Below are 13,391 nucleotides of genomic sequence, written 5' to 3' on the forward strand. Positions count from 1 at the left end.
ATAGTGAATGTTTTTAGTGGAAAAGTCACGAACGTTTTTATTGACCATCCCGCTGCCCACAAACGCCGCTATTTTAATAAAACGATGGATTCCTTTGCGGTATTCAGCCTGAAAAGCCACCATATTTTTATCTCGATATCTTCCCTGTACCATGCCACGCATCAGGTTACTTCCACCCAGCCGGGGTAATTCGCGGAGGGGTACATCTCCCCAAGAAAAATTACCCAACATCTGAAAACCAAGAAATTGATTTTTAGGAAATTCAAAGTATTTACGGCCATCTACGAGCATTTCGTTGAAGCTATATTCGCTCTGTAATTGATGGTTATGCGGTACATAACTTAATTCTAAAAACCATCCTTTGGTAGGACTGAAGGGATTGTCGCGAAAATCAAAAATAAGATTGGGGCCAATTCCCGAGGTATGACTGCTGGCGCGTCCTCGCACATCGTTGAGTAAGTCGCCGGTCGAGTGGTTAAAGTTGATATTTCGTGTTGCGCTTATCTGAACTTGTAAACCTGCAAAAACATTAGGAACAATTTTACGTAAGAATTCTCCCTGAAAATAAGTACGGGAATAAAACATAGTAGTAGGGCTATCTAAGTTTAGTACTTCGTTGCCGATACCCCAGAAATATTCCGAGAAATCAGTATGCCCTGCTTGTCCGCGTAATAAATACTTTTCGTTTTGGGTATAAATTTGCCAGACGGGTTCAAAGACCAATTGTCTCCGAGTACTGTAAGTAGCTACCAGCCAGGCAAATGAATCCCTCGTTGGAATACTGTCTTTGGGGTGGCCGGTATTGAAAAAATAGTCTATTGAAAAACCTGCTCGCAGCCCTGTTTCCGGTGAACTTTGAAAGATAGGCATTGGAATGACCTTTACTTCATGGTTTACGAGCGAATCAGGATGGAATTTTTGCAGCCACTTTGGTTGATTTTGGGCGTAGGATACATACCCGCACAGAACAGCCAAAATGACATTACGGAAATGGATAAAATAGCGAGGCATGGTAAGCTGTGGAAATACTGGGTATCTCTACAATACAATCAAACTAAAGATTTTGTTCAGAATAGTAGAAGGATTAGGCTTACTTCAAACAGCGATTGACTTCTTCCAGCCAAATCGCCTGCCCTTGGCAGTTCCAATGCGTATCGCTGAGGCTATAAGCTTCTTCTGAGTGTTGAGAAAATGGTGTCCAAGTGTCAATCAAAGGTGTTTTGAGCATGGAGTGCTGTTGCACCCGTTCCACGAGGTGATTATAGTGTCCCATTTCGGGGGCAACAATACTGGTTTTGTTAGGAATGATTGAAAGATAAACTTCGTCAAAACCCTGTTTTTTATAATAATCCTTGGCTTGATTCACTTGCTGAATAAGTTTTTGTAACTCGCTGTCAGGCAGATAGTTGAACGAAGAAGTGATGCGGGTGGAATCGGTATCCCAACAAAATAGAATGTTCTTTTTGTCAGGCGATAAGGCTACCTGGTCGTTGTGGCGGCCAAACCAACTAAGATTAATCGCCGCTTTCCACTCTTTGAAACGAAGAAATGCATCTCCTGAAAATAAGAAACTTGTCAAGGCTTCTTCACTTTCTTTGAGGGTTTGCTCCGCTTCGTTGTATAACGCAAGGAAGAAATCAGAAACGTGCCCTTCATTGACTTTTTGCGAAGGTGAGGTGGAGCGCAGTCCATTTTCAACGGTGAACTGATGAACCGGCACAGCGAAATGTTCCCGAAAATGCCTTTCTACCGTTTGAAGCACTAAAATATTGCGCTTGGCGGTGTCCAATGAGATGTTGAGCGAGTCGTTCCAGTGGATTCTTAGATAGCCATTTGTGTTGAAGTCGTCGGCATTGATGCGTTCTTTTTCGGTAAAACTGTCACCAATGATATAGAGTGCTGTGTTGTTTTTTGAGCGATTTCCTGCAAATTTTTTCGGGCACGCCTCCGTCGTTTGTTTGAATTGTGCCAAATTGGAAAGGCGATACAAATCACCGAAGCGATAAGAGTCTTTGGTCAATCCCCATTCGAAAGCCGTTCGGCGAAGTGTTGGATTACAGCCCACCACCCAAAGAAGAGAAAAGAGGATGAGAATACTGTATTTGGCTATTTTGTTCATAGATGCTTAGCCTGTTATCTAATCTTCAATGACCAAGTTTGTAATTTTTTGTTGGCATAGCTGTAAATCAACAGCTTGTTGTAGCCTTCCACTAAACTCACCCGAACTGGTATTTCGCTTGGGAAGGGCTTGTCGCCAATCTGGTTGCCTTTTAAATCGTATAGCGTTGTATAATTACCTGATTTTACGCTCAGGAACTTCACTTCCGAACTTAAGAAATGGTATTGTACCTGGTTCTGATCTTCAATGAGTCCTTTGGCCGAAAACAACTCGTTGCCACGTTTATCCAATACCGCAAATTGGGTTTCCGATTCACGGAATAAGATCCAATCCCGGTTGTTGGTGGCGGCTCTGGCCCGAAAATAGGAGGTAGGGTCTGAACGGAACAGTTGTCTTTTATTGGTGATTTTACCTCCCAATGTGATTTCAAACAATTCACCGTATTTGCTTACTCCAAGAAGGTCAGTCGTGCCGTTTTCAGGCATAAACACCCCAAAAAAGGGTCCGAAGAAATTAGTTTTAAGGTCTAATTTGTACGGTTCGGGTATTACCCCTGTTTCACTGATTAATCCTACCTGACCAGAAGCCTGCGTAAAGAGAAAATGGCGTTTACCTTGGTATTCCACTTCATGAATAGGCAATAATAAATCGACAAAGGGACGCGAACGGTTCAGAAGTACAGGAGGTTGGCTGGGGCTGTTCCAGAGATATAAAAAACCTCCCGTGTCTATCACCAAGAATCTAAAACTTCCTTCAATCCCACTTTCAAGTCGTTGAAAGCTGCGTATGCTGCGACCTACTGGCAGGCGTACGGGTGGGAGCGTCATGTAGCGTTGACGGTCATCTTCATCTACCACATTCAGGCTTTTTTCGGTGGCAAAAACGTATTGCAATCGGCCAATGCTAAGGAAGTCAACGGAGTAAATGTCGCCAATAATCGGAGCATCCAATTGCGTCATTTTTCGTTTTTTCTCTTCGGCAAAAGGATTTTGCATTTCGCGGGAGGGTGTCACTACTACGATTTTTTCCAAATCGCTCGGGTAATTACGAACGATATAGATACCACCCGCAGGAGCCGGTTCAAAGGCCTGTTCCTGTTGCAGGAATACTTTATTGAGGGTTTTGGCACTGGCAGATTTGCTCAAACGGCCAAACGTCAGTGAAGAGTATGCTCGTTCGTTTTTGTAAGCAGATTGAAACACCAACTGGTCAAAAGGATGCTTTTCAGTAATGTCATAGTTGAGATTATTGAAAAGATAATTCATAAAACCAGTTCCCATGTACTCTTTGCTTTTGCGCGGATTGATGGCGAAAGTGAAATTGGAAGCTCCAAGTGTTTTTTCCAGAAAAGTATTATGAATAGATGAGTTGGCCCAAGTTCGTTGGTATTCTAAATCAATGAGATAATCTTTTAATACCTGTGAATCGTTGGCGTAAACCACAAAGTTTTTGTGAAACGCTACATACGTCTTTGGAAAGCCCTTAAAGAGTCCGCCAAACAACACAGAAGGAAGTTCAAACCAATCAATAGTGTAGACATATCCTCCCTGAAACGGCTCATAAGGAAAGCCTTTGTTTTTATTGAAAAGAATAGATAAACGCTTAAAAAACCTTTCAAGGCCGTTTTTGGGCTGCACCTGTTGCAGCAAAATCTGGCCTTTGGTAAGCACATTGTTAGGCTCTAACTGACACAAGATCAGTTCTTTATTGATACTCCGATAAAAAGAATCTAACCGAGCATTTCCCAACAATGTCAACAGGCTTTTTCGAGATTGATTTACTGAATCAGTTGAAATGTTGCTTAACTGAGGGCGGAGCTTGCGAATGAACGTAAGTCCATCGTCGAAGCCTAAACGGAACATAATTGCCGTATTGTTGGGAATAAAAAAAGCACTTTTTAAGGTGCTTGCTTTTTGATTGTTAAGTGCTTCCAGATAGCCTTCCAATTTTACTTTTTTGCCTTTGGAGACCAACGTAGGATTCTTTAAAGAGAATAATTTGTCCAAATGCAAACCTTCAGTTCCGGGTAAAAATGATAAGAAATAGAGTAGCGCTGCGTCAGGATTGGTGGAAGCTTCATTGCGGAGTGCTTCAGAAAGCAAGACGTTATCCATGTATACGCTCAATTCGCTTCCTTCCTGTTTGATACTTTCAAAACGGCTGGTATTGGTAGCGCGGAGTGGGCTTCTGGCAAATCGTATCCAATCTTCGAGCACATCACCGGAAGCGCAGGAAACTAAAAAATTATTAAAGAAAGTATAGGTAAATAAAGGCTCCGAGTTGGGGGTGGTAACGTCATAAATTTTCTGTCCGCTATGGATATGAGACGTTACACGTGCTTTGGAGGAAGCAGGCCCTTCCAGCCAATTATAGCTCTGGAAGGCTTCGAGGGGTAGGAAAACCAAATAAGTAAAGCGCCCTCCTGATGTTTTTTGCAGCACATACGTGATGGAACGGCCTTTGAGTAGTTGCTCGGGGCGGTTAGTTTCATCCGATAGTAATCGGAACATATCAATCTGGCGAGCGGCCAAATTGAATAAAGGCACTTCGCGCATCTCAATACCACCTTTTTGAACTTTGTAGGTGGTATCTTGTAAACGCTGACTTTGAACTAAAAAGAAGGTGTTTTCAGGGAGCAATTTCCAGACTGAAGCCGAGTACATCTGCCACCTCTGAAATCCCCACCACCCGGCAAATAAAACCGTTAATGAAATTCCAACGATTAAGCCTCTTTTTCTCATAGTAGTTTACCGTTTACGGTTAAAAGTTGAAAATGGCATCTACTGCTTACCGCATGGGCCCGCGACGGCCGGGGCACGGTAAGCCGTCGCGGGCTCATGCGGTACCGTGTCCCGTGTAAACACCCTACCAGTTCAATTTATGCCTTGATTGCTCTTACTTTGCTATTCAATTCTAAACGGAAGTGAAGCAATTCTTTGAAACTTTGAATACAAACCTGAATAAGTTTCCAGCGCAGAATCGAAACTGTACCCGTTAGACGCTCTTTGTGCGTAATAGGTATGTCGAACGTGTTCTCTCCTGCTTTCTTTGCCATAACCGCCAAGAAAATATTGGGAGCAAACGGCTCAGGATTAGGTAGTTGTGCTAAGAGTTTTTTGAGATAGCTTCCTTTTATAAGTCGGAAAGGAATGTTGGCATCATTGATAAACGTGCCGTATACAAAGAATATGGTGTATTTTAGAATCCGGGTAATAATCAATCGGGCACCCGCATCGTGACGAATTTGACGATAGCCCATTACAAAATTGGATTCATTTCGCTTTTCCCACAATTTTTTAACGTCGTCGGTTATAAACTGATCATCGCTATCGGTTTGAAACACCCATTCAGAGTTAAGTTCAGCAGCTTTACGGTAGCCATTTACGACGGCATTTCCGTGTCCGCCGTTCGGCTGATGTACTACAAGCAGGTTTTTAATGTTGGGAGCAATGCGGTCAAGAATGACTTTCGTACCATCTTTAGAGCCGTCATTGATTACAATTAATTTAGTTTCTTTGCCTGGGAAAGTATTTGTGAGGAAGGAAGTCCACATATCTACTACCTGCTCAATACATTCTTCTTCATTATAAGCAGGCATTACAATCGAGAAATAAAGGCTCATTAGTTAATTGGGGATTTGTGATTAGCGAATTGCACAATTTGAATAACCTGTACATTAATTTGCCCGCAAAACTACTCAAAAAAAGGCGTTTGGCCTACGTTTGACCGGGAAGGATTTATTTTATGGACATCAAACATCCTGCCAATTTTAAGGCGCATACTTGTCTTTGAGGTTATTGATGGGCTTTTCAATCAGATACCAGGATACAGTTGCCACTACTGTGGTAAGTAAAAAAAGTATCATAACCTGTAGTATGTGCATCTCTTGGAAGCCTTCAATAGTACGGCCTAATTTGTTGAAAAAGCGAACAACTGGATGATAGGCCGGGGAATGATAGTGGTTATAGACAAAGTTGTGATAAACGTATAATCCATAACTGATTTTGCCCAAATAATTGCTGATGGGGTGTTCTAAAAACCATTTAAACCATCCTTTGTAACCAATAATGGCACCACCAAGCAGGAACATAAAGAAAATAGAGGCAAAAAAACGCTCCCAAATGTTGATATACAGATTTTGATTCTGAGTAACGCCGGCTTTGGTCAATTGAGCTGAAAGTATAAAAATGACGGCCAATGCTCCGAAACTTAATCCCAAATACAGGCGATTGCTGAATAATTTTTGAAAAAAAGGACGATGGTACAATTGTGAATAGGCCATCAACGCCCCAAATCCAAAAGCATCTAAGGCAGTTGGCATGGTCACGTAAGAAACATACCAAGGTTGGTTAGTCAGCAGAAAATAAGCCCGTAATAAAACACTGAACGCAATCAAAATCCCAAAAAATGAAACTATGTAGCGACGAGGGATAAAGAAAATCAGTAGAGGAAAGAAAATATAAAACTGTTCTTCAACGGCCAATGACCAAAAGTGGTCGGTCACTCCCAACCATGTTCTTTCAACAGCAATGTAAATGTTGGATGCATACAGAATTTGCCATAATTCTTTTCCACGTACCGAAGGGTCACGCAGAATCCACAAAACAAATAGAGAAAGGTAGTAGATGGGAAAAATGCGTAGGGTACGACGTATGTAGAATTTTTTCAGGTAATCTCCTAAACCACCCTCTTTTCCGTAATTTTTATCTTTGCTGCTCAACAAAATCCGGGCAATGAGAAAACCACTCAAGACAAAAAATAAATTGACTCCCAATTTTCCGAATGGTAGCGTATGAGGTTCGGGCATCCAGTGATCCCATAACACCAAAGCCACGGCCATAAAACGCAATCCATCTAATTGAATGAGATAATTGTCCTGATGTTTCACCAATTTGTCTTAATGTTTTGTTTCTCGGTTTTTTCAAAGGTTACTACTTCGCAATCGGCATTTTCCAGATACAGCTTTCCTTGGCGGTCATAATGGAGCCAACGAACGCGGTATGTGCCTGCTTCTACTTCCTGAGCCGAAACGGTGGCGGTAGAGCCTTTTATAAAATAGCGATTGTAGTTGAAAATATTTCGGAATGAATGTTTACGAGCCTGCGAGGTAGGAAATACGTATTGATAGTTGGAATTTGACAAAACGATGTAAAGACCTCCGTCACGTAAGTCGTAAAGACGATAGTTGGGTTGCGAAAGCTTGAGCGTATTGTTGACCACTTGACACGCTTTTCCGCTTACGATGCTATCCTTGGGAAGGACGATATTTTCTAAAAATAACTTAGGAGCCTGATAAATGGAACCTGAAACAGGACCGTCATTGCGCCAATTGAAACTGCTGCTGATGTTGTACTTCCGTAATTGGATAGCGTCGTATAAATGGTAATGCTGATTGCAGGCATACAAATACGCTGCTCCCACCACAAAAGTCACTGTCAGTACCTCCCTGAATACTGAGCTGACCAGTCTTGTCAAATAGGCAATATTAAAGCTGAGCAGTAGCGCTGAATACAGTTTATAGCGGCTCGTCAGCATTATTTCTGCGCCTAAGCCCGTCCGTGAATAAGTAACGATGAGCCCGGTGGCCAGTGCAAACAACACGCCGCCCAGATAAAAATAATCGAAGGAGTCCAGTGCAAAATTGCGCTTCCAATAACTTCTCAATATATAAAGCAACATACTCAAGCTCACAAACAAAGTCAATCGACCCATCCAAATGGGCATTTGATAAGGGAAATTACCAAAAGGCAAACCTTCAGCCAAGGAGCCGCAAAACAATACATAGCTGTGAAGCATGGCTCTAACATCCCCGGAAGCACTCAAATCGGTGGGTGGACTTTGGTAGTCCCAAAAGTAAAGGGTAATACTGAAAATGCTGAATGCAAGCCAAATAGCTGTATTTTTCCAACGTTTCTGGAGCAATAAAATGCCTAATGCCAATGGAAAAATAAAAAGCCCGTTTCCGCTCGTAAACATTCCCATAAAGGCCGTAGGCAACGCCCACCACCAGTATTTATCAGCGCGACTGAGTCTCCAAAACGTAAGCATGGCCCAGGCAACTACCCAACTATTTTGGATAGCAGCCATGCCCCAAAAGGCATTTTCCCAAAAAGCCAGCGAAAACCAAAAGGTAGCGATGGGCAAAGCATACCACACAGCACCCGCCAGGGGTTTAAAAAAACGAGTCAGCAACCACCAAATCAGCAATAGAGCCAGATTCCCAAAAAACATCAAGTGCTCGTAATTGATGCGACCAAAGATTTTGTAGTCAATGATGGCAACTAAACGGGTAAGCGCAACGCGGTGCTCGTTGTGTTGTCGGTAAAGCTCATAGAGTTTGCCCCCAAAGCTATCGGCCATTTCAAAATTCAGGATGGTTGCTTTGAAGGCATGGTCATCCCATTTTGGAATATTGATGGCATAGCGATTCCAAAGCTGATAATAGACAAAAATCAGCGCAAAGGTGACGATTAAGGAAGCGAATGCTCGTTTGTTCATCAGCACAATTAGTGGATGAGTGAAGGGGTGAATGAGTGAATAATAGAGGCAATATTTGCTGCATCCAATCCCGATTGTGTCTGATGATAACTTTGGCTGCCGTAACGCCCGTTAGGGTATCCCTGCGCGGTCAGTGATTTGAAATTTTTGGGATGAATACCGGCTTCTAAAAGTTTGACCGAAAGTTGTTGCGCCAATCCGCCAATACTGACGTGTTCTTCCACTACCAAAATATTTTCCACTTTTCGTAAAGCTTCGGCAGTAGCGTTAGTTAGTTCAAGAGGAAGAGTAAGAGCCGTATACACGTCACATTCAGCTTGCAATCCCACTTGGATCAGCGCTTTCAGTACATTGGCAACAATAGGCCCTAAGGCAACAATTGCCGTTTGAGCATTGGCCGAGTGACTTATTTGTTTCAATGACCCCGAAAGTTCAGCACCTTCAGGAGTGAGCGAGCCTACGCCAAGGCGCAAATAGGCGGGGTGTTTTTCGTGGAGAATTTGGGTTAAAACGGGCTCTACTTCATCGCTGAAGGCAGGAATCCACGTTTTTACGTTTTGCAGACTGCTCAAACAGGCCAAATCTTCAATGGCGTGGTGTGTGCTGCCCATGATGCCGTATCCGTATCCACCGCCGTTCCCTACCAAAAAAACGGGCAGATTATGCAGGCAGGCATCGTTGCGAAATTGTTCCAGACAGCGATAAACTACAAACGGCGCAATGCTGTAGCAAAACACTTTGTAGCCTTTGTAGGCCATCCCTGCTGCTACACCTACCATATTTTGCTCGGCTACGCCGGCGTTGATAAAACGTTTGCCCAGTTTTTTCTGGAGATTCTCAAGGGCATTATATCCCAAATCGCCCGTAATGAACACGACGGATTCATCGGCAAGTGCTAACTTTTCTATAGCGGCTGAAAATTCTTTACGCATAACTTTATATATCCTTTTGAGTAACCTCAGTCAATGAAGGAGTACTAAGAAGTTGATGAAACAGGTACAAATTAAGCGAAATTCAAAAGGCTACCCAAATCCGGTTACATTAGTGGGTAATATTACTTTCTTGAATTGCGTCAAAAGTGAAGGGCTGCCAACGGATTGTCAACACTTTGTTTTGTTCGGTTGCAATACCGATTTGATACTTGCCGGTGGGAAAATGCCTGTATGTTAAACTCGCGTGAAAAACAGGGTAGTAATAGCTTTGCCCAAGTAAAAAAAATCGAATACTTCGCCGATTATATAACGTATGAATAAGGTAGGTAGTTGATTTTTCTTTGTTTTTGAATGCAATGTAACAGTCCTTTCCCCACCCAAAATGATTGACGGAATCGGCTTTACCTTCAATCGATACTGTTTTTTTATTCTCTAATTTGCTGATTTTTAAACCCTTAATCATTTCTTCTTTATCAATTGTTCGGCTAAAGGGAGATTGTGTGATAGTATACCCCAAGTTGCTTTTAGCCTGCTCCATAACAACTCCCGACGCTCTTTCCCAATAAGAAGTATCGCGATAAATGAACCATTCATGGGCAGTAGCCCAATTGTACTGACCTGAAATATAAATACGCTTATATTCTGAAAATACAGCATAAAAATTGAAATAAGAAAGAAGCCAAAATCCTATCAAACCGCCCAAAAACAGACTATATAAGTTGGTACGCTGTTTTAGAAAAGGAAGCAACGACAGATAGCCTAAAACCAAAACTGCTACTGAATTGATGCGATAACGGTTGATATACAGCAGTAATTCGTCTTTATTAACTCTCGAAAAGCAAATCAGCAATCCGGTTAAAACAAAAAAAGTAAATCCTCCAAACAAAAAATCGGATAGTGAGGAATTGGGCGTGCGCAAAGAAATAAAAAGAGATTTGAATGAACGATAAAAAACGACGCAGGCAATGATTAAAACGATTCCACCACCGACTAAAGACTCGATGTCGGTAGAGGTCAGAAATTTAGGCCAAGATTCATCCCAATTAAGTGCCGAGCCGAGAAAGACCAAAAAATTGGCAAATACATAAAAAGGATGTGTAATAATGTTTTGAAAAGGATTATTACGGCTTTGTATTTGCACATACTCCTGAAAATAAAAGCCTATGATAAGTGCAGAGATTGCAATCCAAATCAAGGTATATTTCCACCGTTTTTGTATGACTAATAATCCTAATCCTGCCATTAAAACCACAATGCCGTTGCCAAACGTATACGTACAAAGTGCGGCACTGGCAAGAGCTAACCAAAAGTGCAGACTGCGACGAGTGGATAACCAATGAATAGTAAGGATGGCAAAAAAAGAAACGGAATTATAGGCCAACGTAGCCGCAGGCCACAAAACTCCATCGTACGAATAGCAGGGCTGAAAAATAATCAGCGAAATGGGCAACAGATAGAGTAATGAATAGCCTGCCGTTTTCAGTTGCTTCCAACACACTATGAAAATACCGAGCAGCGACAGATTTCCCAGTAAAATAATTAAGTAAAACGAGACTTGACCCGTTAGCAGATATTGTATGAGTACAACAATTCGTGTATAAAAAAGGCGATGCTCAACAAACTGCGCCGTTAACAAAGATATTTTTTGGGCGTAATCATTTCCTGCCGAAACATACTTGGAAAGAAAATGAAGGATTAGTTCAAAGTCATCTCCCTGAGGCACATTTACGGCAAAGTATCCCAGAAAAATACAGAATACGGCGATAGGAAAAAGTAAAAATACCTTGATTAGGAGTGGATAACCACTTATTTTTTTCATTTAGTATAAATCTGAACGATATATAAGGAAGGTCAGACGTTTACTTCTTTCTCTGTTTCACCAAGGTCATAATCTCTTCAGAAGTGCGGAATGTTTTTTCTCCTTTTTGAATTTTAGTGCGTATGAATTTGGGTCGTTTTTTAGTCTCTTCAAAAATCTTGCTGATGTATTCGCCGAGGAATGAAATGCCCAGCAGCGTTAAACCGCCAAATAATACAATTAGAATAATGACGGTAGTAAAACCTTGTGGTGTATCAGGGGCAAAAAAGTATTTGGCCAAAATCTGGTAAAAAATCCCCAGAATAGACAAACCTGTGAGCATAAAACCGGCGTAGCTCATCAATTCCAACGGAGCAAAACTGAAGGAGAAAATAGCTTTCTTAGCCCACCAGATATTTTTGTGCCAGTTGTTGGTCGAAACTCCAAACATTCGTTCCGGGCGGACATAATCCACCCCGGTTTGTTTAAAACCTACCCATGCCCGGAGACCTCGTAAAAATTGTTCCGTTTCGGGCAAAGCCACCAATTCTTTAACCACCTTGCGGTCAATCATCGAAAAGTCACCGGCGTCTCGTGGAATAGGTACGTAGCTGAGGTTTTGAAAAATCTTATAGAACGTCTTGTAGAAAAAGTGAATATGGGGTTTCATTTCGCGTTGCACCCGTACCCCGTATACTACATCGAAGCCATTGCTCCATTTTTCATAAAACTGCGGAATAATCTCGGGGGGGTCCTGCAAATCGCCGTCCATGAGCACTACGGCATCGCCCGTTGAAATCTCCATGCCGCTCAAGAAAGCGGATTGAGAACCAAAATTACGCGAGTGAGTAATTCCAATCACATTGGAATCTCGCTGACAAATCGCGTTGATTACTTCATCCTGATTATCCGGAGAGGCATCGTTGACAAAAATGATTTCGTAACGTACTTTGAGTTCATTAAATGTTTTTACCAACCGCTCGTACATAAACGGAATGGCTTGAGCATCTTTGTAACAGGCAATAATGGCCGTAATGACCGGATTGAGTTTTGGATTAGTAAAAGCCGGCAATATATCAGCTTCGTACTCATGAGCTTCCTGCCATTCTTTAGTTAAACGTAGTCCATTGCTCAATGAAGTGCGAGCTTGCCAGCCCAGATCTTTTTGAGCTTCGGATGGGTCTCCGTACCAGTCGGCTAAGTCCCAACCACGGTTGGGCATACTGCCCCAAGTGGGAGGCTGAGTCTGACCGAAGGTTTGACCCGAAATGTCTACCAACTCGCGCATAGTGGTTTTTTGCCCGGTGGCGATGTTGTATGATTTACCTGAAATAGTGCTGTTGACTTGTAATGCTGCGTCCAAAAATGCCTCTATGCAGTCGTCTGCATAGACAAAATCGCGACTGATATCGGGCGAAACGAGCGGAGGGTAGTTGCCTTTCCGTGCTTCTTCCACCAATCTTGGAATCAGGCGATCAGGTTCTTCCCAAGCACCATAAATCGAATAGAGACGTAAATTAAGAGCTTTACGCTGATGAACTTTAGCATAAAACTCAATCAAATAAGCCGCCGAGACTTTAGAAACGGCATAGTGGCTATTGGGTTTTACGGCATCGGTTTCTTTGGGAGCAGTGCAGTTGAAGCCATATTCAGAACTACTGCCGGCGTGAATATAAACCGTTTCGTCGGTGCAACTTTCGAGAATATTGACCGTACCGATAACGTTGGTTTCGTAGGTAAGATTGATGTTTTTTTGCTTACTGTAAGCACCATAAGCCGCCAAATTGAAGACGGTGCGGGGCTTGTACTGTTCAAAAATCTGTTCAACGGAGTTATTGGATAAAATATCGCAATGGACGATATTTTCAAACGGCACATCCAACAGTTTCAGCCGCCAAGCTTTGGTAGCATCGTGGGTGAGGGCATAGACATCCTTCCGAACGCTGAAAATATCTTTAAACAAATTGGCTCCGATGAAGCCACTTGCCCCATAAACGAAAATAGGGCCTTTGAGTTGGTGTATTTTATCTTGGTAAATCAAAAT

General features: G+C 42.3%; 9 protein-coding genes. All 9 read right to left on the reverse strand.

Annotated features, from left to right (window positions below; genetic code table 11):
- Positions 1-1,011, reverse strand: a 1,011-nt coding sequence (locus Q0081_RS11170) for a BamA/TamA family outer membrane protein (RefSeq protein WP_298352855.1), incomplete at its 3' end; no start/stop codon positions are given.
- Between the two features lie 79 nt (positions 1,012-1,090).
- Positions 1,091-2,119: a hypothetical protein gene (locus tag Q0081_RS11175; protein WP_298352858.1), complete on the reverse strand. Its 1,029-nt coding sequence runs from the start codon at positions 2,117-2,119 to the stop codon at positions 1,091-1,093.
- A 14-nt stretch (positions 2,120-2,133) separates the two neighbouring features.
- Positions 2,134-4,860, reverse strand: coding sequence for a hypothetical protein (locus Q0081_RS11180; protein WP_298352861.1), 2,727 nt, complete (start codon positions 4,858-4,860; stop codon positions 2,134-2,136).
- A 137-nt stretch (positions 4,861-4,997) separates the two neighbouring features.
- Entirely contained in the window at positions 4,998-5,741 is a 744-nt protein-coding gene (locus Q0081_RS11185; protein ID WP_298352864.1) for a glycosyltransferase family 2 protein, read from the reverse strand.
- 147 nt (positions 5,742-5,888) lie between these two features.
- The gene (locus Q0081_RS11190) at positions 5,889-7,007 is read right to left on the reverse strand and encodes an acyltransferase (RefSeq protein WP_310586492.1); all 1,119 of its coding nucleotides are present in this window, start codon (positions 7,005-7,007) and stop codon (positions 5,889-5,891) included.
- Positions 7,004-8,617: a hypothetical protein gene (locus Q0081_RS11195; RefSeq protein WP_298352869.1), complete on the reverse strand. Its 1,614-nt coding sequence runs from the start codon at positions 8,615-8,617 to the stop codon at positions 7,004-7,006. Before Q0081_RS11195 ends, Q0081_RS11190 begins: the two co-directional genes overlap by 4 nt.
- An 8-nt stretch (positions 8,618-8,625) precedes the next feature.
- Positions 8,626-9,549, reverse strand: coding sequence for a transketolase family protein (locus Q0081_RS11200; RefSeq protein ID WP_298352872.1), 924 nt, complete (start codon positions 9,547-9,549; stop codon positions 8,626-8,628).
- Between the two features lie 109 nt (positions 9,550-9,658).
- The gene (locus Q0081_RS11205) at positions 9,659-11,368 is read right to left on the reverse strand and encodes a hypothetical protein (RefSeq protein ID WP_298352875.1); all 1,710 of its coding nucleotides are present in this window, start codon (positions 11,366-11,368) and stop codon (positions 9,659-9,661) included.
- Positions 11,369-11,408: 40 nt separating this feature from the next.
- Positions 11,409-13,388: an NAD-dependent epimerase/dehydratase family protein gene (locus Q0081_RS11210; RefSeq protein WP_298352878.1), complete on the reverse strand. Its 1,980-nt coding sequence runs from the start codon at positions 13,386-13,388 to the stop codon at positions 11,409-11,411.
- Positions 13,389-13,391 lie beyond the last annotated feature (3 nt).

This window comes from Runella sp. (genome assembly GCF_027484545.1).
Classification (GTDB): domain Bacteria; phylum Bacteroidota; class Bacteroidia; order Cytophagales; family Spirosomataceae; genus Runella.

Bases quoted from the DNA above. Each gene is read 5' to 3' on its own strand.
- Q0081_RS11175 (WP_298352858.1), bottom strand. From the start codon at position 2,119: ATGAACAAAATAGCCAAATACAGTATTCTCATCCTCTTTTCTCTTCTT.
- Q0081_RS11180 (WP_298352861.1), bottom strand. From the start codon at position 4,860: ATGAGAAAAAGAGGCTTAATCGTTGGAATTTCATTAACGGTTTTATTT.
- Q0081_RS11185 (WP_298352864.1), bottom strand. From the start codon at position 5,741: ATGAGCCTTTATTTCTCGATTGTAATGCCTGCTTATAATGAAGAAGAA.
- Q0081_RS11195 (WP_298352869.1), bottom strand. From the start codon at position 8,617: ATGAACAAACGAGCATTCGCTTCCTTAATCGTCACCTTTGCGCTGATT.
- Q0081_RS11200 (WP_298352872.1), bottom strand. From the start codon at position 9,549: ATGCGTAAAGAATTTTCAGCCGCTATAGAAAAGTTAGCACTTGCCGAT.
- Q0081_RS11205 (WP_298352875.1), bottom strand. From the start codon at position 11,368: ATGAAAAAAATAAGTGGTTATCCACTCCTAATCAAGGTATTTTTACTT.